Source organism: Streptomyces sp. ALI-76-A (assembly GCF_030287445.1).
In the GTDB taxonomy this organism is placed as follows: Bacteria; Actinomycetota; Actinomycetes; order Streptomycetales; family Streptomycetaceae; genus Streptomyces.
In genome coordinates, this window is the sequence record NZ_JASVWB010000004.1 from 703,216 (window position 1) to 727,567 (window position 24,352).

Annotated in this window: 25 protein-coding genes; 3 read left to right on the top strand and 22 right to left on the bottom strand. The window is 71.4% G+C overall.

Annotation, left to right across the window (positions count from 1 at the left end):
* Positions 1-11: 11 nt before the first annotated feature.
* From QQS16_RS39155 to QQS16_RS39200, 10 genes are all read right to left on the bottom strand, one after another.
* Entirely contained in the window at positions 12-479 is a 468-nt protein-coding gene (locus tag QQS16_RS39155; RefSeq protein WP_286067374.1) for an SHOCT domain-containing protein, read from the bottom strand.
* 251 nt (positions 480-730) lie between these two features.
* Positions 731-943: a hypothetical protein gene (locus QQS16_RS39160; protein WP_286067376.1), complete on the bottom strand. Its 213-nt coding sequence runs from the start codon at positions 941-943 to the stop codon at positions 731-733.
* Positions 944-1,079: 136 nt separating this feature from the next.
* Entirely contained in the window at positions 1,080-2,429 is a 1,350-nt protein-coding gene (locus QQS16_RS39165; protein ID WP_286067378.1) for a hypothetical protein, read from the bottom strand.
* Positions 2,426-3,184, bottom strand: coding sequence for an HdeD family acid-resistance protein (locus tag QQS16_RS39170; RefSeq protein ID WP_286067379.1), 759 nt, complete (start codon positions 3,182-3,184; stop codon positions 2,426-2,428). Before QQS16_RS39170 ends, QQS16_RS39165 begins: the two co-directional genes overlap by 4 nt.
* A gap of 323 nt (positions 3,185-3,507) precedes the next feature.
* Positions 3,508-3,705 carry a DUF8691 family protein gene (locus tag QQS16_RS39175; RefSeq protein ID WP_286067380.1) on the bottom strand — a complete coding sequence of 66 codons (198 nt, stop codon included), beginning with the start codon at positions 3,703-3,705 and terminating at the stop codon, positions 3,508-3,510.
* Positions 3,706-3,853: 148 nt separating this feature from the next.
* Complete coding sequence (locus QQS16_RS39180) at positions 3,854-4,387, bottom strand: hypothetical protein (RefSeq protein WP_286067382.1); 534 nt, start codon at positions 4,385-4,387, stop codon at positions 3,854-3,856.
* 17 nt (positions 4,388-4,404) lie between these two features.
* The gene (locus QQS16_RS39185; protein ID WP_286067383.1) at positions 4,405-6,033 is read right to left on the bottom strand and encodes an MFS transporter; all 1,629 of its coding nucleotides are present in this window, start codon (positions 6,031-6,033) and stop codon (positions 4,405-4,407) included.
* 208 nt (positions 6,034-6,241) lie between these two features.
* On the bottom strand, positions 6,242-8,920 hold the full coding sequence (locus QQS16_RS39190; RefSeq protein ID WP_286067384.1) for a winged helix-turn-helix domain-containing protein: 2,679 nt from the start codon (positions 8,918-8,920) through the stop codon (positions 6,242-6,244).
* A gap of 293 nt (positions 8,921-9,213) precedes the next feature.
* Positions 9,214-10,650 carry a DUF2252 domain-containing protein gene (locus tag QQS16_RS39195; protein WP_286067385.1) on the bottom strand — a complete coding sequence of 479 codons (1,437 nt, stop codon included), beginning with the start codon at positions 10,648-10,650 and terminating at the stop codon, positions 9,214-9,216.
* A gap of 128 nt (positions 10,651-10,778) precedes the next feature.
* Positions 10,779-11,105 (bottom strand): carboxymuconolactone decarboxylase family protein, encoded by a 327-nt coding sequence (locus QQS16_RS39200; RefSeq protein WP_286067387.1) that lies wholly within the window; start codon positions 11,103-11,105, stop codon positions 10,779-10,781.
* 422 nt (positions 11,106-11,527) lie between these two features.
* Here QQS16_RS39200 and QQS16_RS39205 point away from each other — a divergent pair, with 422 nt between their 5' ends.
* Positions 11,528-11,905, top strand: a complete 378-nt coding sequence (locus tag QQS16_RS39205; protein WP_286067388.1) for an amphi-Trp domain-containing protein — start codon at positions 11,528-11,530, stop codon at positions 11,903-11,905.
* A gap of 5 nt (positions 11,906-11,910) precedes the next feature.
* On the opposite strand, the gene QQS16_RS39210 is transcribed toward QQS16_RS39205, so the two are convergent.
* Both QQS16_RS39210 and QQS16_RS39215 read right to left on the bottom strand, forming a co-directional pair.
* Positions 11,911-12,747, bottom strand: coding sequence for a class II glutamine amidotransferase (locus QQS16_RS39210; RefSeq protein ID WP_286067390.1), 837 nt, complete (start codon positions 12,745-12,747; stop codon positions 11,911-11,913).
* 488 nt (positions 12,748-13,235) lie between these two features.
* Positions 13,236-14,150 (bottom strand): helix-turn-helix domain-containing protein, encoded by a 915-nt coding sequence (locus tag QQS16_RS39215; protein ID WP_286067391.1) that lies wholly within the window; start codon positions 14,148-14,150, stop codon positions 13,236-13,238.
* Positions 14,151-14,602: 452 nt separating this feature from the next.
* Between QQS16_RS39215 and QQS16_RS39220 the strand changes: the two genes are divergently transcribed.
* A complete protein-coding gene (locus tag QQS16_RS39220; RefSeq protein WP_353479750.1) occupies positions 14,603-14,884 on the top strand; it encodes an NAD(P)H-dependent oxidoreductase in 282 nt (93 codons plus the stop codon).
* Here the strand turns inward: QQS16_RS39220 and QQS16_RS39225 are convergent.
* Positions 14,827-15,822 carry a helix-turn-helix transcriptional regulator gene (locus QQS16_RS39225; RefSeq protein WP_286067394.1) on the bottom strand — a complete coding sequence of 332 codons (996 nt, stop codon included), beginning with the start codon at positions 15,820-15,822 and terminating at the stop codon, positions 14,827-14,829. The genes QQS16_RS39220 and QQS16_RS39225 overlap by 58 nt on opposite strands.
* 63 nt (positions 15,823-15,885) lie before the next feature.
* Here QQS16_RS39225 and QQS16_RS39230 point away from each other — a divergent pair, with 63 nt between their 5' ends.
* Positions 15,886-17,028 (top strand): epoxide hydrolase family protein, encoded by a 1,143-nt coding sequence (locus QQS16_RS39230; RefSeq protein ID WP_286067396.1) that lies wholly within the window; start codon positions 15,886-15,888, stop codon positions 17,026-17,028.
* Between the two features lie 270 nt (positions 17,029-17,298).
* Here QQS16_RS39230 and QQS16_RS39235 read toward each other — a convergent pair whose 3' ends face one another.
* From QQS16_RS39235 to QQS16_RS39275, 9 genes are all read right to left on the bottom strand, one after another.
* Positions 17,299-17,595, bottom strand: coding sequence for a DUF3303 family protein (locus tag QQS16_RS39235; RefSeq protein WP_286067398.1), 297 nt, complete (start codon positions 17,593-17,595; stop codon positions 17,299-17,301).
* Positions 17,596-17,753: 158 nt separating this feature from the next.
* The gene (locus QQS16_RS39240) at positions 17,754-19,358 is read right to left on the bottom strand and encodes a polyamine aminopropyltransferase (protein WP_286067400.1); all 1,605 of its coding nucleotides are present in this window, start codon (positions 19,356-19,358) and stop codon (positions 17,754-17,756) included.
* Between the two features lie 12 nt (positions 19,359-19,370).
* Positions 19,371-19,808, bottom strand: coding sequence for a DUF350 domain-containing protein (locus QQS16_RS39245; RefSeq protein ID WP_286067402.1), 438 nt, complete (start codon positions 19,806-19,808; stop codon positions 19,371-19,373).
* A gap of 97 nt (positions 19,809-19,905) precedes the next feature.
* On the bottom strand, positions 19,906-20,310 hold the full coding sequence (locus tag QQS16_RS39250; protein ID WP_286067404.1) for a DUF4247 domain-containing protein: 405 nt from the start codon (positions 20,308-20,310) through the stop codon (positions 19,906-19,908).
* Positions 20,307-20,813 carry a DUF2617 family protein gene (locus tag QQS16_RS39255; protein ID WP_286067406.1) on the bottom strand — a complete coding sequence of 169 codons (507 nt, stop codon included), beginning with the start codon at positions 20,811-20,813 and terminating at the stop codon, positions 20,307-20,309. Before QQS16_RS39255 ends, QQS16_RS39250 begins: the two co-directional genes overlap by 4 nt.
* Positions 20,814-21,241: 428 nt before the next feature.
* Complete coding sequence (locus QQS16_RS39260; protein WP_286067408.1) at positions 21,242-21,589, bottom strand: hypothetical protein; 348 nt, start codon at positions 21,587-21,589, stop codon at positions 21,242-21,244.
* A gap of 363 nt (positions 21,590-21,952) precedes the next feature.
* Positions 21,953-22,852 carry an alpha/beta hydrolase gene (locus QQS16_RS39265; RefSeq protein ID WP_286067410.1) on the bottom strand — a complete coding sequence of 300 codons (900 nt, stop codon included), beginning with the start codon at positions 22,850-22,852 and terminating at the stop codon, positions 21,953-21,955.
* 266 nt (positions 22,853-23,118) lie between these two features.
* Entirely contained in the window at positions 23,119-23,247 is a 129-nt protein-coding gene (locus QQS16_RS39270; RefSeq protein WP_286067411.1) for a hypothetical protein, read from the bottom strand.
* 373 nt (positions 23,248-23,620) lie between these two features.
* The gene (locus tag QQS16_RS39275; protein WP_286067412.1) at positions 23,621-24,304 is read right to left on the bottom strand and encodes a GOLPH3/VPS74 family protein; all 684 of its coding nucleotides are present in this window, start codon (positions 24,302-24,304) and stop codon (positions 23,621-23,623) included.
* Positions 24,305-24,352 lie beyond the last annotated feature (48 nt).

Here is a 24,352-nt window from a genome sequence, read left to right on the forward strand (position 1 = left end):
TGTGCGGATGCTCAGCGACTGGGGGTGCGGCTGGTGGAGCCGGCGTGCTGCGCCGGGCCGTGGCCGGTCAGGACCAGTTCCTTGGCCCTGCGGAACTCGTCGTCCGTGATGTCGCCGCGGGCGCGGATCTCGGACAGCTTGTCGAGCTCGTCGATGCTGCTGGGGCGGCTCGTGGTGCCCGCGGCTTCCCTGACGCGGGCGTCGAAGGCCTCCTGCTGTGCCCGTGCCTGCGCTATCTCCCGGCGGCCCATGTTCTTGCCGCGGGCGATCACGTAGACGAAGACGCCCAGGAAGGGCAGCACGATGGTGAGCACCAGCCAGCCGGCCTTCGCCCACCCGCTCATCGCGTCGTCGCGGAGGATGTCGACGATGACGCGGAAGAGCAGCACGAACCACATGATCCAGAGGAAGAACAGGAGCATGCTCCAGAAGACGCTCAGCAGGGGATAGTCGTACGCCAGGTAGGTCTGTGCGCTCATGTCTCTTCTCCGTCCCGGGCGCTCGCGCGGCCCGCCGTCGCGTGTCGTCTTCAGGGTGGGTATGTCGAGGGCGGGGTGCCTCACCCGACGCGGGTGAGCTGTGGAGGCCCGGCATCGGACGGACGCGCTGCTGCGGCGGGGTCAGGGTTCGGCCCGCGTACGGCGGGGGACGGCGGCTGCCCGGTACCGGTCGGACGAGGCGACGTACTGGCCGGGGGCGAAGTCCGAGACGGCCACCAGGAACACGGCGATCAACCAGGAGAGGAACGTGAGACGGGCCCCAGCGGGCAGAACTCCCGCAGGCTGCGCTCCATGGCCATGGGCACGAACACCCCGGCGGCCCAACTGAGCACGACCGTGCCCGTGCTCGCGAACAGCGCTCCCGGCAGCAGGCTCCGCCAGCCGATCCGGCCGCCCAGCAGCAGGTGCTGGGACCACCACCACAGCAGCGTCGCCGACAGCACGGACAGCGACGACGTTGAGCGCCGACAGGCGGGGAAGCAGCCGGGCCACCGGACCGGACCGCAGGCTCGCCAGGACCTGCTCCACCGCCGCGCGCCCGCGGGACGCCGGGGCGGTGCCGGGTTCTCTCGCCATGGCTCACGGAGCCGCCGCTCGGTCCTCGTGCCCGGCGCTCGGGTCGGCGGCGCCGGCGAGGACCGCCACCACGATCAGGACGGCCAGCGCGATGCCCAGAATCAGCGCCACCGCTCCGATCGTGGGGTGGTTCCAGAGCACCAGAGCCAGTGCTCCGGCCGCGATGACGCCACCGGTGATCCATGCCCGGTGGTCCGCAAGCCAGCGCCCGGCGGCTCCGGTGCGCGCTCCGGAGCGTCGCAGCCCCTGGCCGGCGGCCGTCGTGCCCCGTACCGCCGCCTTGCGGACGGCGCGGGCGGGACGCCCGGGACCGTACAGGTACGCGATCAGCGCCGTGATCACCGAGACGACCAGCAGCGTGCGCGTGCTGTCGCGCAGGAAGCGGACGAACGTGTCGTAGATCGCCGCGGCCGCGTCGGTGGGCAGCGCCGTGGGCGGGACCGAGTCCAGATAGACCCGTCGGACCACGGCCAGCACGACGAGCAGCACCACCATCATCACGCCCACGCCCGTCGCGGTGATCATCAGCATCACCCGGTGTGCCGGATCGGCCCACACGGCGAGCGCGGCGAGGACGACCGTCAGGACGGGCAGCCAGGTGCCGAGGATGTCCAGCAGCCGCATGGTGTCCTGCGCCTGGCCCAGTTCCTCGGTCTGGAACAGCGTGACGGTGCGGTCGGTGTCCGGGATGGCGGCGGCCTTGTCGAAGCCCGCGTCGACGAGCCGCTCCCGCACCTCCTCGACGATCGCTCCGATGTCCAGCTGCACGCTGTCGCCCTCGGCGCGCACGGCACCGTCCCGGTCACCCGTGAGCATGTTGACCACCGCGGCGTGCGACCGCCGGTTGGCGCCCTCCCACACCTGCTGGAAGGCGTCGCTGGTGATCACGCGGGTCACCGTGCGGTCCACGACGGTCCTGACCGCGTTGCGCAGGGGACCCTCGAGGGACTCGGCACCCGCCACGACGCGGGGTGGTGCCCCGGCGTCCTGGAGGGTCTTGGTGAGCGAGTCCGTCACCGCCTTGACGTCCACGTTGGCCACCACGCGGTCCGTGAGCCGGTTGATCACGACCTCCTGCACGGGCGGCTCGGACGCCAGCGGTGCGACGGTCTCCACGTACCGGTCGGTGTCGGAGACCGTGTCCTGTACCCAGGCCGCGACCACGGCCAGGGGTGCGAGCAGCAGGGCCAGCAGGAGGAGGACCGAGGAGCCGGCCCGGCGTACCCGCCGGTGGCGTATCGCCGCGTGACGGCGCAGCCGCTCGTACTCCGCTCGTTCCCCGGAGGTCATGATGTGTGGCTGGTGTGAGGCTCCGCCGGGGTCCGGCGGATTCGGGGTCGCGGCCGGGTTCATGGGTGGTCCTTTCCTTGTGCGCGCTCCGGCCGTGACGGCCGCCGCTCGGGACGAGGGTGGGGAGGCGACCACGGGCGGGTCCGGTGGGGTGCGGTGTCAGGCCGTCCCGGCGGGGGCACGCGTCCCCGTGGGATGGTCTTTCTCAGTGCGGCCCGCCACGCGAGGGCGACCACCGCCTCGCCCAGGCCGAGCAGGACGAGCCACAGGCCGAGCAGCCGGGTCAGGGCGCGGGCCGACTCGGCCGGCAGCGCGAGCACCACGATCCCCGCGACGATGCCGAGCACCGCGATGCCCAGGACGACGCCACGGTGCGGCAGGTCCTCGGCGGCGAGGGCCGTGTAGAGGGTGAGGATGCCGGACACCAGCCAGACGGCTCCGACGATCAGTGAGAGCGCGTTGACCGTCTGCAACGGGTTGCGCAGGCACAGCACCCCGGCGAGGACGTACAGCACGGCCAGGACCAGCCCCGGAAGTCGTTCGTGCCCCGTCCGTGCGAAGACGTCCACGAACCGGAACGCCCCGCCCACCAGCAGGTGCAGGCCGACGAGGACCGCCAGGACGTGCAGTGTCGCCTCCGGCCAGACCAGTACCAGGACGCCCAGCACCAGCGTCGCGACGGCCGAGCCCAGCAGCCAGGTCCACGAGCCGCCGAGCCGCCGCAGTGCCTGCGCGGGATCGTCCGTCGGGCCGGGGGCCGCCCCGCCGGGCTCGTGTTCCTGTCCGGTACCCGATGCCGGACCACGCGGCATGGTCATGGTTCCTCCCGGGGTGATCGAGCGGTCGGTTCCGGACTGCCGACGGGGCGGTGTCCGGGGGTGTACTCCGTGGTGTACGAGGACCTGACCGCCTCAGGGTCGCGCCGGGCCCCCGGTGCCGGGGTCACCCCTCACGGGTGATCGGTGACGACGCCGTGGCGGCGAGCTGGAAGCGCAGGTGTCACCGGGACTTCCGGTCCCAGGGAGCGCGGGCGCTGAACACCGCATGCCGTTCCGGCCGGATCCGGGGCTCACGGCGCGGCGCGGATGCTCCGGGCCGTCGCCACGTGGAGCGGCCGGGCACCGCACACCGCCCGGTCCCCTTACTCCGGCAGCTGCCGCATCTCCACGACACGCAGTCCCAGTGACTGGCAGCGTGCCAGGAGCCCGTAGAGGTGTGCTTCGTCGACGACGGGGCCGAACAGGACGGTCTGGCCGGACATCACCACGTGGCCCAGCTCCGGGAAGGCCTTGACCAGCGTTTCCGACAGGTGTCCCTCGATCCGGATCTCGTAGCGCACGAGCTGTCCTCCCGTGGACTGCGGAACAGGGAGACGGTGTTCCTCCTCATGAGCGTGCGCTGCCACGATGCTTCGGGGCCTCACCCGGTACAGGTGACCTGTACCGGTGATCCGTGGCCCGGCGGCGGACCGCACGGTCGACGTGTTCTCAGTGCGTCAGAGCGATCTTGAAGGAGATGATCAGCAGGCCGAGCACCAGGTTGACCGACGCGGTGGCGGCCAGCAGCCGCCGGGAAGCACCGGCTCGGCGTGCCGCGACCACGGACCAGCCGATCTGCCCGGCCACGGCGACGCAGAGGGCCAGCCAGGAGGCGCCCCGCACGTCCAGGCCCAGAAGGGGGCTGACGGCCACGGCGGCGGCCGGCGGGAGAGCGGCCTTCACGATCGGCCACTCGTCACGGCACACCCGCAGCACCACGCGGCGGTCCAAGGCCCGCTGCGCCAGACGCGCCCCGAACAGCTGGGCGTGCACGTGCGCGATCCAGAAGGCCACGCCGGTGAGCACCAGCAGCAGCACCAGCTCGACGCGGGGGAACGCGCCCAAGGAGCCCGCTCCGATCACCACGGAGGCCGCGAGCATGGACCCGTAGACGCCGCCCGTGTAGTCCGCGTGGAGCCGCCGCTCGGCACGGCGCTCCCCGCGGGCCGTGGGCGGGCCGGAGTCGGTGCGGGTCCTGGGCACTGGTGGCTCCCTTCGACTCAGTGCTTCGATCCGGTCGCGCCGGCCGGCATACCGGCGTCCGGCCGGCGCGGACGGCCGTCCCGGCCGGTCGGCAGGTGTGGCGTGACCAGGAAACTGGCGAGGACGACGCCGCCGGTGGCCAGGATCGCCGCCTTCAGGCCGTTCAGCTGAGCGGAGGCGTAGGAGTCGGCGACGGCGTCGGCCTCGGACGGCGGCAGCCCGGCACGCTCGGCCGCCGAGCGCACCTGATCGGTGGGGACGAAGGCGACGCCGGCCTGGAGAGCGACGCCGACCTGCTCACGGGTCTCCTCGGACAGCCGCGGGTTGTCGTCCACCTGCGTGGTGAAGGCGTGGGCCAGCGCGCCGATGAGGATCGACCCGATGAGCGCGGTGCCCAGCGCCGAGCCCAGGTTCTGTGCCGTGAACTGGAGTCCTCCGGCCTCACTGCGTTCGTCCTCCCCGACGCTGGACTGGACGACGTTGCCCAGCTGCGAGGCGAGCAGGCCGACCCCCACGCCCAGCAGGGCCATGGCTCCGGCGAACTGCGCGTCGTCGATGGCCGGGTCGATGGTGGCCAGCAGCCACACGATGGCCGCCGCCAGGGTCACCAGGGCCAGCCGGACCACCCGGCGCGGCCCCATCACCCGGCCCAGTGTGGACCCGCACAGCGAGGTCACGAGCATGGTGACGGACACCGGCAGCAGGCGCAGCCCCGTCTCGAAGGCGTCGAACCCCTGAACCACCTGCAAGTACAGCGGGATGGTGAAGAACAGTCCCAGCAGGATGAGGTTCTGGCTCAGCAGCGTCATCAGGCCGGATCGCAGCACGGGCCTGGCCAGCAGGGACAGGTGGACGAGCGGGTCGTTCCCGTGGTGCTCCCGCCGCCGCTCCCACCACCGGAAGGCGGCCAGGACGGCCACCCCCATGGCGACGACGAACAGCGTCGGCGCGAAGCCCAGGACGGTGAAGGGAGGGTTGCGGGGCTGCACCCATCCCCAGGTGCTGCTCTGCAGCACCCCGAGCACGCCCAGTCCCAGTCCGGCCGCGGAGAGCACGGCACCGACGCCGTCCAGCCGGGGGCGCGGGCCGGTCCGGGGGGACTCCGGGATCACCCGGTGGCACAGCAGGACGGCCACGACGACCACGACCTCGCCGGCGAAGACCAGCCGCCAGGTGAGGTACGTCGTCACCCAGCCGCCCAGCAGCGGGCCTACCGCGATCCCGGCGCCGGCGAGCCCGCCGATCACCGCGTAGGCGACGGCCCGGTCCTTCCCGCGGTACGACTCCGCGACGAGGGCGGCCATGGCCGGCAGCACCATGGCGGCGCCCAGTCCCTCGATGACGGACCAGCCCAGCGTGAGGACCCCCAGCGTGGGTGCCGCGGCGGTCAGGGCCGACCCCGCGCCGTAGACGACCAGCCCGGTGAGGAACATACGGCGGCGCCCCAGGATGTCCCCGAACCTGCCGCCGATGATCATGAAGGCGGCCATCACCAGCGCGTACAGCGTGATGACGGCCTGGATGGCGGTGACCTCCGTGTCGAAGTCCTCGACCAGCTGGCTGATGGACACGTTCATGACCGAGGTGTCCAGGACCATGAGGAACTGGGCCGTTCCGAGGACCATCAGAGCCCGCCAGTGCTTCACGCTGTCCACCTCACACTGTCCACCCTTGTCAGGTCGGCCGGTACGCCGGCGGAGCCGGTGGGGCGGTGGCCCGCGTCCGTTTCGCCGCTCTGCCCATCGCATCCGACGTACGCGCCTCGTGCCTCACCCGCCACGGGGGAGGAGCAGCCCTCTCGTGCGGTCCGGCCGGCGGGGAGCACGGCCGCCGGCCCCTCTCACCGGCGCGTGTTCACAGCAGCCGGAGGTCGCGCGCGCGGCGCACCGCGTCGCCTCGCCGGTTCACCGCCAGCTTCCGGTAGACACTCTTGAGGTGGGTCTTCACCGTGTTGACCGACACGTGGAGGTCGGCGGCGACCTCCTCCGTCGACATCATCCGGGCCAGGCGTTCCAGGACGTCGTACTCGCGTCCGCTCAGCTCCACCGCGACCAGCGGCGGGGACAGCGACTCCGACCGGGGTCGCTCATCGTGGCGCGAGGGGCCAGGCGTGAGCCAGCCCGCTGCCAGCTCGTGGAGCGGAGGCGTGGCCAGCAGAGGCCGGATCCACGTTCCCGCGTCGAGGAACGGACGCCGCAGTCGCTCCCGCCGGGCGTCGAGGAGCGCGTGCGCCACGAGCCTGCGGGCGGCGGCGGTGTCTCCCGCCCGCTCCGCGGCCTGAGCCCGCACCAGCGCTGCCCTCACGGTCACCGCCGGCCCCGTCCGGCCCCCGGTACGGATGCTGTCGAGCAGCTCGATGGCCGCCCCGGAACGGCCCGCGGCGACGTGGATCGCCGCGGCCTCCACGGCGCACGCCGGCTGGTCGCCGGACACGTTCCGCAGCACCTCGGCGGCTGCGTCCGGCCGTCCTTCGGCCAGGTGGGCGGCGGAGGCGAAGAGCGCCTCGAAGCCTGCCGCCCAGGGGGAGGCCACGGCGGCGGCGACGGCCGGGTCCGCCGCTGCCACGGCGGCTCGTACCTTGCCCCTGACCGCGAGGAGGCGAGCTGTGGCGAGGGCTCGTCCCGCCGCCATCACCGGATCACGGGTTCCCGACGGGATCTGGGACGTCTCGTCGAGGAGGGCCTGGGCCCGGTCCAGCTCATGGCGGTCGACGGCCACGGCGGCCAGGACCAGCTGCCCGATCCCTGAGCCGGACGGCTGGGGCAGGCCGGCCCGGTCCACCGCGGGCACCGCCGCCAGGGCCTTGCGCTCCGCCCGCCCGAGCCAGCCGTTCAGATAGTCGATCAGGGCCAGGTGCTCCATCGAGTCCTCCCGGGGCAGCACCGTGGAGGCACCGCCGGGAGCATCGGCCGCCGCGGACAGGGCGGCGCCCGCGTCCTCGAAGCGCCCGGCCCACAGGCGGGCCGAGCCCAGATGGGTCAGCAGGAGAGCGGTGAGCTCGGGATGCTTGTCCAGGAGGTCTGCCGGAACCTCCTGCCGCAGTTCATCGGCCTTCTCGGCGGCCTTCTCGGCCCGGGCGGGAGATCCGGTCAGTCGGGCGGCCAGCGCCTCCAGCAGCGCACAGCTCAGCCGTACGGCCGCGGGCTCGAGCGAGTCGTCGGCCAGATGCTCCTCGGCCCGGCGCAGGCGGGCCAGCCCGCGCTCCAGGTCGTCACGGGAGAAGTCGCGGGCCGCGCGCACGAGGTCCGCCGCGGGACTCCTGGCCTCGGGCCCCATGGGGGAGAACAACTCGGCCAGGTCACCTGAGCGCAGGCCGGTGAAGAGCTGTCCGATCGCCAGGTCGTCGACGAGGGCGTCGGCGGCGAAATCCCAGTCGCCCGCGGCGGCCCCGTGGGCGAGTGTCTCCGGCAGGAACCCGGAACGGCGCAGCCATCGCGCGGCCCGCCGGTGGAGTTCCGGATCCAGGCCCGGCAGACGCTCACGCAGATGGGCCCGGAGTATCTCCCCGAACAGCGGGTGGAGCTGGTACCACGAGTGACCCAGATGCTCGACGAACGCGTTGTCGCGGTGCAGCCTGGCGAGGATGGGCTCGGCGTCGGTCCGCAGGGTCAGCGCGTTGGCCAGCTCGGGACAGAAGCGCTTCAGCACACTGACACGCAGCAGGAGGCCCTGCGTCTCCTCCGGCTGTCCCTTGAGGACCTCGGCCAGCAGAAAGTCCGCGACCGTACTGCGGTCCGCCTCGAACTCCTTCAGGTAGAGCTCCGGGTCGGCGCTCTCCAGAGCGGCCAGTGCGGACAGGCGCAAGCCGGCGGCCCAGCCCCGGGTGCGGTCCACCAGGGCGCCCGCGGCGTGGACCGGAAGGCTCAGACCGTGCAGCCCGAGGAGGGCGGCGGCCTCTTCCGGTGTGAAGGCCAGCTCGGCGGCGCGGATCTCCGTCAGCTCGCCGGCCGCCCGGTAACGGTGCAGCGGCAACAGCGGTTCGGTGCGGGTGACGAGGACCAGGCGCAGACCACGCCCGGCATGGTGCAGGACGTAACCCAGCTGCTCCGTGACCTCCGGATCGGTCACGCGGTCGTACTCGTCGAGCACGAGAACCACGGGCCGGTCGCGATCGCTCAGCTCGGCGGCGAGCGTTGCCAGCAGCCGTCGGTCCACCGCGGTCGCGTCCGCGGGGACCCCGACGGCGTCGGACGGCGGTGCCCCGCAGGCGCGCAGGGCCTGAAGAACGTACGCCCAGAACACACCGGGACGCCGGTCCCCCGTTTCGACGGTGAGCCAGGCGACCGGCGGAGGCAGTCCGGCGGCCCAGTCGGCGGCGAGCAGGGTCTTGCCGGCCCCGGCTGCTCCGTTGACCAGGGTCAATGGCGTCTCGAAAGTCTGGTCGAGGTGGTCGACGAGCCGCTGCCGCCGCAGGAACGCGGCGGGTCTCGCCGGAAGGGCGAACCGGGTGCGCAGAAACGGGTCCCCTTCGGGATCGGTACACGGCGTGGCCGGAACGGCCGGTCCCGGGGCGTTCTCGTAGGTCTCGGCCACGGCGCTCACCACTCCTGTCCGCCAGGGTCACGTCATGGGCGGCGCTCCCTGACCCAGCATCCCAGTCTCTCCGCGAGGGCGCGCGGCGCACCGGGCCACTGGCCTGTTGACCAGCGCTTGTGCTCCTGTCGCCGGGTTCGGCCGCGACCAGGCGGGTCTCGTCGGCCCTGTTCCGCGGGAACCCGGCGTCCGGGGGAGTGCGTGCCGTCCGTGGCGGTACGTGTGGCCCGCGGCCGGAGCAACGGGCACCGATGCCCCTGTGCGTCGGGGTGAGCCGGGTGTCCCCTCCCGGGTCAGGCCGCCGGGAGTTCCTCCGCGGGGAGCCGGCCCGCGCGCACCGCATCGACCAGGGCCTGGTGGTCACGCTCGTTCTGGTCGGCGTACGCCTCCGCGAAGGTGGTGAGCGCGCGGTCGAAGGAGTCGCCGCCGCCCAGGTACGCGGCGATCGCGATGCGGTCGCCGGACCGTGCGTGCGCGCGAGCCAGCGTGACCCCGCACAGTTCGCCGAAGGCCCGCATGTCCTTCGGCCGCATCCGCTCCGGGATGGCGATGCCCTTCCAGTCGCGCAACTGGCGGACGTAGAAGTCGCGCTGCCTGCCGTCGATCCCGTCCACTCGCTCCCAGCCGAGGAAGATGTCGCTGGCGGCCTGCATCAGCCGCTGCCCCGCGACCACCCGCTCGCCCTGATTGCGGTATCGGCTCGCGCCGACGTGCGCGGCGAGCACCGAGGTGCCGGCCTCCTTGGCCTGGAGGAAGAGCGGGTCCCGCTCGTCCCGGCCGAGGAGGAGGAAGATCCAGCATCGGGTTCCGACGCTGCCGACGCCGACGACCTTGCGGGCCACGTCCGCCAGTCGGTAGTCCTCCAGGAGCGTGCGCCGGTCGGAGGTGAGAGTGCGGCCGTACCGCTCGAGCAAGCCGCGGAACTGGCGCTCGAGGGTGCCGCGCTCGACGTCCGGGAGCAGGTCGCCGGCCGGGACGAGCAGTGGGGGGTCCGCCGCGATCCTGGGGTGGCCGCCGACCGTCTCGGTGAGCTTGTCGAAGGCCTGGAGGCTGTCGCGGGTGCGGGCCTTCGCCATCGCGCGGGCCAGGTTCCTCCGGCCGTGCTTCGTTCCGTGGAGGTGGCCCGCGGCCAGGGATTCGAGGGCATCCGAGTCGATCTTCGCGTACCAGACGTCAAGGTTGCCTGTCGCCGCGAAGCGGATCATCGCCTCGCGGTACGAACGGACCGTGGAGCTCACGATGCGGGCGCGTTCGTCGTCGTCGAAGCCGTTCGCCCGGCCCGCGATGACGAGACTCGCCGACAGCCGCTTGACGTCCCACTCCCAGGGGCCCGGCAGCGTCTCGTCGAAGTCGTTGATGTCGAACACCAACCGCCGTTCCGGCGAGGCGAGCAGACGGAAGTTCAACAGGTGCGCGTCCCCGCACAGCTGGGCCGTGAGCCCCGAGACCGGGCTGTCGGCCAGGTCGGACGCCATGATCGCGGCGGCACCGCGATAGAAGCGGAACGGTGACTCCATCATCCGGCCGTAGCGGATCGGGACGAGTTCGGGCACCCGTGCCTCGGACTGCGCCTGGAGGATCGCCAGCGGGTCCGGCCGGTCGGGGGAGGGCTTGTACACGGCGTGGTCCGACCGGGGTGAGCCGCGCCGCGCTTCCTTCCCCAGAGCCGAGCGCTCCGCCGGCGTGGTGTGCGACGCGGCGCGCATGGCCGTGATCACGTTCTGGGACATCGGAGATGCTCCTGCCTGGACTACGGCCATGGGGACGCCCGGAACAGGACACGTCGCAGCGGACGGTCACCCTCGGCCCTCCGTCCGGTCTCGCCCGCGCGGATCATGTGTGCCGGGGACGGCCGCGCTCAGCCCCGGGCCTCGAGCTCGGCATCTGCGACGGCGATGGCGATGCCGAACGCCGTGGCGATGTTGCCCGCTGCCGTCATGACGCGGGCGGTCCCCACGATGGGTGCGATGGCGACCAGGACGTCCTGGAGCTGTTCGGCGGTCAGGCCGCTCTCGATGGCCGGGTCGATATGGGCCGCGTAGGAGATGGGCGGGGCGTCCGAGGCGGCGAGTGCCGCGATGCGGGTGAGGATGAGGATGTCCGGGGCCAGCCCGCAGCGCTCGATCGAGTCGACCGTCATGGCGGCGAGGGTGTCCAGGACAGGGGTGTCGGATGCAGTGGACATGTCGCATGTCCTCCAGAGGAGTTTCGAGCCCGAGGGGCGTACGAGGCGGGAGGAACCGGGTTCCGTGAGTGGGGGCCTCTCCTCAACCGTAGAACCCATCCGGGTCCCGCGCATGGCGCGCTCATGGTCCGCCGTGCCTTGGCGGGCTTGGGGCCCGGTGCGAGCCGGGCCTGACGGGTCCCGGGCCTCAGGGGCGACAGCGTGCCGTAGCCGGCGAACTGGTCGTGGGGAACCGCCCATCGGGTATCCCGACGTGCGCCGCGAACCCGTAAGGACGAGATTGGAGGTAGCCCGGCCGGCCGGACGTGAACGCGCGGTGGCGCGGAGCCGTTCGACACGCAGGAGCCGGCGATGCCAGTTCAGCTGAGGCCGGCCCGGGGCTGCGGCCCGCGGCGAAGGCCGTCTTTGGATCGGAGACATCCATGAAGGACCTCAAGTTCGAGCAGAAGCGCTCCCTGTCCCGCCTGGAGGCGGCCGACCAGCTCACGGCACTCGCGGCCGCACTGAGAGAGGGGGGAGAGGCCCAACTGGACCTCGACGCCGGAACACTGAGCCTGCGGATCCCCGACGACCTTCGTGGCGAGATGGAGGTCGAGATCGGTGACGGACAGATCGAGTTGGAGATCGAGTTCAAGTGGCCGACCGCATCGACCCGACCGACCCGGCCGGCGCCCTCGCGGACGGCCGCAGGCCCGGACAAGGCCACACCGCGCAAGAACGTGCCCGCGAAGCCGGGGCACAGCGGTACGAGCACCAACAGGAGCAAAGGCGAGAAGCGGTCCGCCACGACGAAGCCCTGAGCGCGTCACACCGGTTCCGGCGTGAAGCGATGCATCTCGTCGGCTCCGGCGTGTACGACGCCGTAGCTGCTCTCGGGCACCTCGTTCCAGGCACCCGGCAGATCACCGAGGGGCTCGGACACGATGAGGCGGGTCTGGTCGGACACCTCCCGCAGGAACGCCATGTCGGGGTGCAGCCTGCGCAGTGCGTCCACACGGGTGCTGTAGAACAACGACCGGGAAGCGCCCTGGCTCGAGTACCGGAAGGCCCATACGCGTTCGCCGTCGGACACGGCGACCGTCATCTGGAGCGGGAACTCCACACCGTGGTCGCGGCCGCTGCGCTCCACCACTCCCACCATCCGGGCCACGGCGCCGGGCGGGTCCCGGTCGAGGCCGAAGGTGACCGCCAGGTAGAACATCATCTCCGAGTCCGTCGTTCCTTCGATGTCGGAGTACAGCTCGGGGTCGACGAGCAGGGACAGGTCGCGGCGTACGAGGTGGAAACCCGTGATGGCGCCGTTGTGCATCCACATCCAACGGCCGCGCCGGAACGGGTGGCAATTGGTCTGCTGCACCGCCGTGCCGGTCGACGCCCGGATGTGGGCGAAGAACAACGGGGAGCGGACATGGTCCGCGATCTCCCTCAGGTTGCGGTTGTTCCAGGCGGGGCCGATGTCCTTGAGCAGGGCCGGGGTGTCGATGCTCTCCTGCGAGTACCATCCGACGCCGAAACCGTCGCCGTTGGTCGTCTCGACTCCCAGTGTGGAGTGGAGACTCTGATCGATCAGCGAGTGGGCCGGTCGGTAGAGGATGGTGTCGAGCAGCAGGGGTGTTCCCGAGTAAGCGAGCCATCGGCACATGAGCGATCACCTGTCCTACGTGAACCTCCGGGAACACGGTGATGTCGTCCCACGCGTGGGTCCGGAGCCTTCCATGAGTCCGCCGGTGACCTGGCTGCCGCACTCCGCCGCCCTGTCGGCCCGGCGTCGGGCGTACGCGCACTGTGCACGGACGGCCGCCTCACCAGCGCTGAAGGGCCGTGGCCGCTGATCGGGTCACCCCTGTCCGGTTGATCCCATTGTTGCCTCCCTCGCCGCGCATCGCCATGCGGGTACGGGTCGGGCAGCATGCCCCGAGTCCAGGGCGGTGGACCGGCCGAGCCGCGCGGCCCCACCGGGTGCGTTCGTCATCGGCACACCTGCCCGGCGGGTGAGGACACCCGGGCTCGGGGCGGCCGCGCTCAGCAGGGCGCCGCCCTGGACCTTCATCTCTGACGGCTGTCGACGCGGACGACGTCCGGCAGCCCGCGGGTCTCGCAGTCGAAGGCCAGGCAGGTCGGCGCGGCGCGTCAGGCCTGATCCGCCGCGCGCAGGGCACGCTTCAGCCACTCCAGCTCCTCGGTCGCGTCGGGCGACGCGTCCTGCCCGCGCACCTGGGCCACGAGTGTGCGGTACCGCTCGGCCTCCGCCTCGATCCCGGCTTCCAGACTGCGCAGCACGGCGGCCCGATCGGCGTCACCGAACAGCTCGGACAGCACCTCGGCCGCTGCCGGTCCCTCCGGAGCGATCCCGCGTCCTCTGACCTTCGCGACGGTCTGTACGACCTGCCTGGCCCACCAGATGGACGCCCCGGGAGGGCGGCCCTGCCCCGGTACGGGCGTGTTGAGCTCCAGCCATGTGCGCAACCGTGTGCGAAAGCCGGGGTCCCGTACCAGTTCGGCCAGTTCGATCCAGGCGTCGACCTGGTCAGGTGTGGGATCGTCGGGCAGTTCGATGCTGTAGGTGCGCATGCGGTCACGCAGGCCCGGGTCGACGGAGAGAAGACCGCCGAACACCTCCTCCCTGAACTCGTCGATGATCTGCTTGCGTTCGGCGGCGGACAGCCGCGCCAACCGGTTCATCAGTGCTGTCTCCTCAGCGGTCGAACCACGTTTCGCCACGGTCGACAGGACGGCCCGGCTCACCTTGAGGGAGCGGATCTGCGCGTCGAGCGCGGCCACATGCGCGTCGGCGACCTCGGCGACCGTCGTGCGACCGCTCAACACGTGGCACACGTCGTCGAGCCCGAGGCCCAGCTCCCGCAGGGTGCGGACCAGCTCGACGCGGGCCACGGAGGCGGCGTCGTACAGCCGGTAGCCGCCCGTGGAGCGTGCCACGGGCGGCACCGCGCCCTCGTCCGACCAGAAGCGCAGGGTACGCACCGAAAGTCCGGTGCGCTGCGCGAGCCGGCCGATGGTGAGCATGTCGGGGCGTTCGTCTTCCATGGGTGTGATCCTGGACCCTCCAGTCGCTGGAGACGCAAGCCCCCCGCCAGCCGGTGCATCGTGACGTCGAAGGGGCCTTCCCCGGCATGCCGTGGCGGTCACGCGGGTCCACCTGAACTCATGACGATCAGCCAAGTGGCGGGCCACATGCGCAAGTTGCGGCGGATCGGGATGCGAGGGCGGCTCGTGTCGACTGGAGGGACGAACATGCGTGTAGGGGTGTACCTCGCAACTCCACGGCCGGGGAGCTTCAACCACGCGGTGTTCGACGCCGTCGTCGAGGAGTTGCGTGGGCGAGCGTGCGAGGTGGTCGCACATGATCTCTGCGCGGAAGGTTTCGGGGGCCGCTGTGGTCCGCCGATGAGACGGGCACGGTCCAGGCGGCGCCACGTGCCCACGACCACGACTCGCAGGTGGCGTCGCATCGGACAGAAGCAGCCGCACTGGATGCGATGGTGTTCGTCCACCCGAACTGGTGGGGCATGCCACCCGCTGTTCTGGTGGGCTGGGTGCAGCGCGTACTCGCGCCCGGCGTCGCCTACCGACTCGGTACCGCCGCAGGGGAGCCCGCAGGGCTGCTGAAGGCCGGCAAGGCCCTTGTCCTGAACATGTCCGACACTCCCGCCGACCGTGAGGAGAGCGAGTTCGGAGACCCGCTGCAGCCGGTGGCCGCAGGTCACAGCATGGAGCCGGTCCTGTCACCGCAGTGGGCGGGCGGTGTCGAGCGGGAGTAGCGGTCCGCGAGCCGGCGGAGGTGGTCGACGAGTTCCGGGGGTTCGGTGACGTCGAAGTCGAAGTCGAGCATGCCCAGGTAGGCGGCGAGGGTCTGCAGTGTGTCGGCGCCGGTCGTCAGGACGCAGGTGTCGGCGTCGAGGGCCTCGACTGTGCCGACCGCGGGGTTGATCCGCTCGATCACCGCAGGCGCCGGGGCGTGGACGGTCACTCGGGCGTGGTGGCGCCAGGCCGCGCTCGACACCCGTAGGGAGACGTACGCGGTGAGGTCGCCGCCGGGCGGTTCGCGGGGGGTGAAGCGTGGTCCGGTCGGGGTCCGCGGCTGGATTCGGTCGATTCTGAAGGTGCGCCAGTCCTCGCGCTCGACGTCCCACGCGACCAGGTACCAGCGTTGTCCCCAGTTCACTGCCCGATAGGGCTCCACGACGCGCCGGGTCGGAGAGCCGGCGTGGTCCAGGTAGTCGAAGCGCACTCGCTCCCGGTCGCGGCAGGCGGACACCAGGGTGGTGAGAGTGTCCGCGGAGACGGTCGGGGCAGGACGGTCGGCCGGTACGGCCATGGTGAACGCCTGCAGTGCCCGCACCCGTCGGCGCAGCCGTGAGGGCAGCACCTGCTCCAGCTTGGCCAGCGCCCGCAGTGAGGTCTCCTCGGTGCCGGGGACGGCACCCTGCGCGGCGGTGCGCAGTGCGATCGTCACCGCGACGGCCTCCTCGTCGTCGAGGAGCAGCGGGGGCATCGCCGCTCCGGCGCCCAGCCGGTAACCGCCGGCGGCGCCCCGGGTGGCGTCCACGGGATAGCCGAGCTCGCGCAGTCGGTCGATGTCGTTGCGCACGGTGCGGCCGCTCACCCCCAGACGCTCGGCGAGTTCGGATCCCGGCCAGGCTCGCGGGGTCTGCAACAGGGAGAGCAGGCGCAGCAGACGCGCCGAGGTGTCAAGCATGGAGTCCAGCCTGTGGTGCCATTAGGAACGCGACGTGCCTATATGGAGACTACCGTTCCCCTCATGGAAACCAGCAGCAGCGACGCCCTGATCCACTCGTACCGCATCGATGTCCCGCAGGACGAGATCGACGACCTGCGGGAGCGGCTGGCCCGTACGCGCTGGGGCAGCGAGATCCCTGGCGCCGGCTGGAGCCGGGGTGTGCCCACCGACTACCTCAAGGGCCTGGCCGCGTACTGGGCGGACGGTTTCGACTGGCGCAAGGCGGAGGCGGAGCTCAATGAGTTCCCCCAGTTCACCACTGAGATCGACGGGCAGAACATCCACTTCCTGCACGTCCGTTCGCAGAACCCGGCGGCCGTGCCGCTGCTCCTGGTGCACGACTGGCCGTGCTCGTTCGTGCAGTTCGTCGAGGTCATCCGGCCGCTGGCGGAGGACTTCCACGTCATCGTGACCTCCACGCCCGGCACCGGGTTCTCCGGTCCGCTCGGCGAGGCCGGCTGGAACACCGGCCGCATCGCGGGCGCGTTCGTCGAGCTGATGGGGCGGCTCGGCTACGGCACCTACGGTGTTCAGGGAACGGGCGGTGGTGCCTGGATCGCCGCCGAGATGGGGCGGCAGGCGCCCGACCGGGTCGTCGGCATTCACGTCAACGGCCTGCTCACCTTCCCGTCCGGAGACCCGGCCGAGTTCGAGGGGCTGACCGGGCAGGAGCAGGAGCGACTGGCGCGGCTGGAGGAATTCCAGCAGGACAAGATGGGGTTCAACGCCATCCAGTCCACCCGTCCGCAGACCCTCGCCTACGGTCTGCACGACTCACCGGTCGGCCAGCTCGCCTGGATCGCGGAGAAGTTCAAGGAGTGGACGGACGCCGCCGCCGAGCTCCCCGAAGACGCTGTGGGTCGCGACCGCCTGCTCACGAACGTCAGCGTCTACTGGTTCAGCGGCACAGCGGGCTCGTCGGCCAACCTGTACTACGAGGCGGGCCATGACGCGAGCGCCTGGGCCCCGAAGCCGCGCGGTACCGTTCCGACGGGCGTGGCCGTCGCCGTCAGCACCGACATCGCCATCCGCCGTTTCGCCGAGCGGGACCACAACATCACCTACTGGAGCGAACTGGAACGCGGCGGCAACTTCCTCGCGCTGGAGCAGCCGGAGGCGTTCGTCACCGATGTCCGCGCCTTCTTCGGCACGCTCGGCAGCTGACGCGGTTGTCACCATGAGGCCCGGGCGGCGCCGGGCGCCGATGTGTCAGGCGAGCGCTGCCCGGACCGAACCGGCTGCGGGTCCGCTTCGCTCGGCTGCGGCCGCGGACTCCTCTGCGACTGTCGCTCGGACATGTCCACGGACGTGACCGCGGCCGACCAGACGCTGACGTGACGCACGCGGGAGAACGCACTGCCCGCTCAGCCGTTCACCGACGCGCTGACCGGTCCGGTCCAGGCGGAGGCCGGCACCCCCCGCGGTGCGGGTGGGTCAGCTCGCGGCGTACCGCTGGAGGCCCGCCCGCACGTCGTCGGGGGTCATCACCGGGAACATGTCGATCCTGGCGCCGAGTTGCCGGAAGAACGGTTCGGAGATGGCCGGGAGCTGGGAGGGGTCCTCCAGGTCGATGACGATGAATCCGGTGCGTACGCCGTCGTGGGGGCCGAAGTACGCCGCCTCCGGCCGCAGGCGCTCCAGCACGGACTGCATGAACTGCTCCATCCCGTTGTTCTCGATCAGCTCACTGGACTTCTCCGTGTCCATGTGGATCACCAGCATCGTCCTCATGAGGGCCTCGTTCCTGTGGTTGGGCGGGCGTCGGGGCCGCTTCAGTCTGGGAGCGGCCCGGCCGGCGCGCACCCGGGGCCGGGCCGTTCGAGGGACCGCTACCTGGCAGTACGCACCGGTGGAGCCGGCTCCACGGGAGATACCGCGAGCGCGGGCGGTCAGTAGTTCTCCCACTCGTCCAGCACGTACTCCAGCACGGCCGGGTCCATCAGCGTGCTCGCCCGTACGTCCTGGCGGCGGCGATCCACGGGGAACACCGCGGCGGCCTTCAGGACCGCCTCGTCCAGGTAGCGCAGTCGCGGGGCCTCCGATGCCAGCCGCAGCGGCGGGGGCGTGCCGCCGCCCCGGGTGGCCAGGACGAAGCCCCAGTTGCCGAAGCTCGGTACGTCGACCTGGAACTCGGTGGTCGCGTAGCCCGCCGTCTCGATCGTCTCCGCGATCGACCAGAACGTCTTCGGCGCGAAGAACGGCGATCCGCTCTGCACCATCACGCTGCTCCGCGGCGTCAGGACCTGGCCGAGCAGGTGGTAGAACTCCACCGAGTACAGCTTGGCCAGCGCCGCCGTGTCCGGGTCGGGGAAGTCGATGACGACCGCGTCGTACCGCTGCCGGGCGTCGCGCAGCCAGTTGAAGGCGTCGGCGTTGACCACCTTGACCCTCGGGTCGTCCAACGCCTTGCCGTTCAGGTCGCGCAGGGCCTGGAAGTCGCGCGCGAGCCGGGTCATCGCCGGGTCCAGTTCCACGAGAGTGACGTGCTGTACGTCGTCGTAGCGCAGCACCTCGCGCAGGGCGAGCCCGTCGCCGCCGCCCATGATCAGCACGTTGGCGCGGGAGCCGGCGAGTGTGGGGTGGACGAGGGACTCGTGGTAACGGTACTCGTCGACGGAGCTGAACTGGAGATCGCCGTTGAGGAAGAGCCGCATGTCCGGTTCACCGGTGAAGGCGGTGGAGCGGGTGACGACGATGTCCTGGTACGACGTCGTCTCCGCGTGGACGATCGGGTCCCGGTACATCTGCTGGCGCGCGGTCACCTCCAGGTCGTCCGCGAACGCGTACGTCGTACCGAGCACGGCCAGGACCCCGGTGACCCCGGCCAGCAGGGCGTTGCGCACCCAGCGCCGGAGCTGCCGGCGGAAGATGAACACCACCACGATGACACCGGCCACCGCGTTCACCGCGCCGACCACCAGCGTGCCCTTCAGCTGGCCGAACGTCGGCAGGAGCCACAGCGGGAAGCCCAGGCCGCCGACCAGCGCCCCGATGTAGTCGACGGCGAACATGTCGGCGACCGCGCTGCCCGCCTCCTGCCGCCGGATCCGCTGGAGCAGGGTCATCAGCAGCGGTATCTCGGCGCCGATCAGCACGCCGACGGCCACCGCGACCACGATCATCGCCGGGGTGTACAGCTGGAGCCAGGCGAACGCCGAGTACAGCACCAGCACCGACAGCCCGCCGACCAGCGCCAGCACACCCTCCACGACCGCGAACGCGCCCACCGCGCGGCGGCGCAGGGGTTTGGCGGCGAGGGAGCCCAGCCCCATGGCGCACACCATCACGGAGATCACCACGGAGGTCTGGAGCACGGAGTTGCCGATGAGGTAGCTGCCCAGCGCGGTCAGGGCCAGCTCGTACACGAGGCCGCAGGCCGCGCAGAGGAAGACGGCGAGCAGCAGCAGGAAGCGAGCCCCCCGGGTGTGCCCGACGACCGGGGGGCGGGAGGGCGCCGCGGTGGTGTCGCGGCCTTGCACGGTGGCGGCGCTCATCGAGGGGTGCCGTTACGAGATCGCCGCGCCGACCATGAACCCGGTGCCCAGGTACATGCCGGCCTGGACCCAGGCGGCGGGGTGCGGACGGCCGTCCTGGTCGTCGAGGACCACTTCGCCCATCTGGCCCGGCGTGAACACGCCGATCACGATCCCGACGACGGTCATCACCAGCACCCCGGCCAGGCCGTACAGCAGCGTGCTGACCAGGCCGTAGCCGAGGCCCTGCTCGGACTCGCTCGACTCGATGGCCTTCATGATGACCAGGCCCACGGCGACGGACTGGCTGCCCAGCAGGACGGCCGCGCCACGGTTCCGGTCGGTCCATACCACGTGGTACAGCTTGCCCGGCGTGACGAGGTCGAGGGCGATGAAGCCGACGGCCATCACGGCGAGGCCCACGACTCCGTAGAGCAGGGCCTGGCCGGTCGACTCGAAGATCTCGGTCACTGCGTTGCCTTTCTTGGGGCGGGGTCGGGGCGTGATCGGGTGCTGTGCGGGCGGAGCGTGGGACGCGTCGGGGGAAGGTCCGGCCGGTTGCCGGGTGTTACTTGCCCTCGCCGGGGCCGCCGCCGCGGAAGCTTTGGCTGTTCGGGTCCGGCCAGGAGGTGAGGTGCCGCTGGTGACGGCGGTAGCCGTTGCGGTAGTCCTCGATCTCGATCAGGCTGCCGCTGCGGTACGGCGAGACGGTGACCATGTCGTCGCCGTAGCGCAGGAAGTGCCTGCTGCCGCCGGAGGCACGGTTCTGTTCCTTCCGCTCGGAGCGGATCGCCTGGGCGACCTGGCTCGGGGTGCTGTCCCGGTCGAGCCAGTTCGCCCCGCTCGCGGTGTACGTCTTCCTGATCCACTCGCGTGGGACCGCGTTGTTGTTCCCCTCGCTGGAGCAGGCGGTGAGCAGGGTCGCGGTCAGCACGGCCGCCACCGCTGCGCGGACGAGTCGGGCGCTGTTCATCGGGCCTCCAGCCGGCTGTACGTCGATACGATCTGGCCGTTCTGCGGATACGTGTGCCAGGTGCGCCAGACGAGCCCGGGTCCGTGCGGTCCCTCGACCGTCTCGACGACCACCGCGGTGACCGCCTCCGGTGAACCGGGGAAGACTCCGCACAGGCTGTGCTCGGCGTCGGTGGCCTGGTCGAGGACCTGCGCCACCTCGGCACTGAACCCGTCGGCAGTCAGTCGGCGGGTGGTGGCGCCGAAGTCGTAGCCCCAGCCCGGCAGATGACGGGTGCAGGTCTCGGGCAGTCCCCTCACCGCGTCCTGCAGACAGGCCACCGTCTCTCTCACGGGACCGGCGAACACCTGGTGCGAGGCGCCGAGCAGCCGAAGCCGCACCTCCAGCCCGCCGAGCGACACCACACGTTCTGCAAGTGCCGGACGCTCCGTCAGGTCCAGCGAGAAGCAGAGTTGATCCGCATCCGTGTCCAGATAGGGGGCGTCCAGAGAAACGGCGTACACACGGCCCCCCGGTCGTTTATCGGCGCCCGAGTATGACACATGAGTTCGTGGGGCTTGAGGGGCGGGGGAGAGTCGGAAGTGAAGAGCCACCACCCCGCGGGGGCCGGTCCGCGCCCTGACCAGGCGTCGGCCGAGGGCAGAAGGGCACACCGGCCCAGAACATCATCGGGAGCCGACCGAGCGCGGACGGTTCCGGCTGATCTATCGCTCGCGCGGAGACGACAGTCGAGGTGACGGACGCCGGAGCTTCACCTGGCCGCGACCCGCGACCACCAGGACCACCTACTTGTCGCCGTCCGAGGGAGCGACAGGAGTGGCGACGGGGGCCGGCCGGCGTCTGCGCAGCAGTCGCCGGGCCGACTCCCGTCGGTACGGTGCGTCGGCCAGGCTCGGGAGGCGCACCGTCCGACAGCGCCGCGAGCCCGCCGTCACGCGGGGGCGGACTGCGGTTCCTCCGACACCCGGGCCACTTCCCGGGCCAGCTCTGCCACGTGCGGCCGCAGGTAGCTGTCCAGCGTGGCGACGTCCTCGCAGAGCCGTGCGCGCAGCCCGTGCAGGCGCGCCTCGGTGAACAGCTTCCGGGGGGCGTCCTTCGGCTGCTCCGCGCTCTTGGCGTGCCGCTGCCCAGGACGGAACCGCGCGCTGGGGCAGGGTCCCGGCTCGCTCGCGCTGACGGGGGCGTCCTCGCCCGGCATGCCCGCCATGTGCGCCTGCTCTCCGAGGACCAGCTGGTGAATCGCCTGCCGCAGCGGCTCGGGCATCTGGGTGTCGTCCATGGCCGCACGGTAGAGGGGCCACGCCCTCGGACACCGACGTGGCGGCCCTTGATCACCCGGACAGACCAGGGGCTTTCCGCCCGGTCGCGTCGAACCTGAGCCTGGCCGGTGAGTGGCCTCGACCACCGGCGTCCCCGGACGGGACGGCGTCACGGAACTTGCCCAGGCCATGGAGGACAGGAGCGGGACTGCCGGCGGCGCCCAGGTCGTGCAGGACGAGCGTGGCCACCCCGGCCATCGCCCGGCCGTGCGGCACGGCCTTGCCCGGATCGAGGCGGGCTGGGGCGGTGAGCTGCGGACGCGGAGCCGCGGAGTCCTGAGAACGGGTCGGCCAGGGCGTGGGTGGGCTGTGCCCGGTGGGTGTCAGGTGCCGAGCGCGGTGCGCAGCGCACTGGCCATCAGCTCGATGGCCTCCTTGCCCGCAGGGACCGGTCCGGTGTGGGTGAAGTAGTGGTCGACACCCTCGAAGAGGCGGTGGATGACGGGGACGCCTGCGGCGTCCAGGGCCTTGGCGTAGGCGTCGCCCTCGTCGCGCAGGCGGTCGTGCTCGGCGACGATGACCAGGGCGGGCGGCAGCCCGGCGAGGTCGTCGGCCAGGCCCGGTGAGGCGAGCGGATGGGCGCGGTCGGCGGGATCCGGGACGTAGGCGGCGGTGAAGACCCGCATGAGGTGGGGGCTGAGCAGGGGCTTGGCGATCGGGGAAAGCTTCGTGGAGGGGTCGGCGAGCTGGTCGAGGACCGCCGAGTCGATGATCTGGAGCCGGGGTGAGAACGCGCCGCGGTCTCGGGCCAGGCGGCAGACCGCGGCGGTCAGGGTGGCCCCGGCGCTGTGTCCGCCCACGGCCAGTCGCGAGCCGTCCCAGCCGTTGGCGGGGCCGTTCTCGGCGATCCACGCGGTGACGTCGTAGGCCTGGGTGACGGGTACGGGGAACTGACGCTGCGGGGCGACGGCATAGTCCACGTTGATCACGACGCAGCCGGCCGTGGCGGCTATGTAGCGGCAGATGTGGTCGTCCTGCTCAGGGCGGGCGACGATGAAGCCGCCACCGTGGAAGTTGACGTACACGGGGGCGGGAGCGGGGGTCGCGGTGCCGGTGGTCGGCGGGCGGTAGACGGTGCAGGTCACCGATCCGGCGGTGGTCTCCACCCGCAGGGACTCGGTGCGCTTGGGGACATCGAGGAAGCGCAGGTCCTCGTGCACGCGGGCCATCATGCCGCCGAGCAGCAGCTGGATCCCTCTGGCCTGGAGTCTGGTGAACGGCATGGGCTGGCCCCAATCGCTGCAACTCTAAATTAACAGGATTCCTGATGATGGCTGCTCGTCCCGCCACATGCAACAGTGAGCGCTGATTCGGAACGGATGACGTAGCGGGCGGCTCAGAAGGCGCCGGTGCGGCACCCTGCACCCTCGCCGATGCTCATCGCGGCGAGCCCGTCACCGTCGCCCTCGCCCGGCTGCGTACTCGCCCCCGGGGCGCGGCAGCCATCGCCGGCGCCCGGACCGAAGCACAGCTGCCGGCGCTGACGGCCTCAGCCGGGCCGACCCTCACCCCGCAGGAGATCGGCACGCTCGACGAGCTCTCCGCCCGGGTGCCCGAAGAGGCCGCCCACGCAGGCCATGGCCTGCCGCGCGGAGCCGCTGGTCGACACGATCCGCATCAGCTCCGCTTGCGGTCGCTGACCCGCGTCACGACAGCGGCGGCCCGCACTCATCCGAGGAGTGCGGGCCTTTCGCGACATGCCGACCGTGTCGGCATGAGCCGGGGGAGTGGCTGCCGCACGTCTGTGGCGAGCCCTGTCGAGATCGGCTTCGGCACCGACGAGGGCCTTCGTCGAGATCCTCCACCGGACAGCGGGACGTGGGCTTCGACGGGTGCGTCGACGCAAGTGTCACCCTCCATCGCGCGCTGTTCGACTGTCTTGCCGACGAACCCGTTTCATGTCGCTCTCGCAGGCAGGCAGGCAGGCAGGCAGGCAGGCAGGCAGGCAGCGCCGCATCGGACCTACCCGCCCTGAGTTTTCCGACCCCTGGTCAGCTGCCCATGACCGTTGTCGCGACCGTCATCGTGACGATCGCCGCCAGCGCGTCCTCCGCTGCCTTCACGACATGGCGAACCGCCGTCGCCGACCACTGTCCCTGTGCGAGTGACGCCATATGGGTCTCGACCGTGCGGGGGTCGGCATCCGGGAAGGCCAGTCGGTGCAGTTTCGCCCCGTGCAGCAGGGCCACCAGGCTCACCGTACGTTCGTCCGGGGTCGCGCCCCGGAGCACGACCGAGTCGAGCCGCTGCCTCAGTGCGGCCTCGACCGAGCCGTCGGCCTCCGGATAGCGGTGCACCGGGAAGAGGCCCAGTACCTTTTTCTTCTCCTCCCGGACCAGCCCCTTGTCGATCAGGCCCGCACTGGCCCCTGTCACCGCGCCCGTCTTCAGGCGGTGGATCCAGTCCTTGGTCCTGCCCGGTTTGTCGCGGCCGGCGATCTCGGCGAGTGCGGCGTCGAGCGCGGGCTCGCCGAGCGGCGCGGGATCGACGACGGTGACTTCGTCGTCGCTCACTTCGATCCGGCCGGCCAGTGCCAGTTCCACCAGCGAAGCGGCGGAGATCGCCCAGGCCGCTTTCGCCGACTCCTTCTCGGTCCCGGACTCGTCATCCAGCGAGAGCAGCAACAGCTGTTCGCCCAGGGTGGTTTGTGTGGAGGATTCCATCGGCGTATCCACTTCTGTTGTCGCTGTTGTCGCTGTTGTCGCTTTACCGGGCACGCGGGG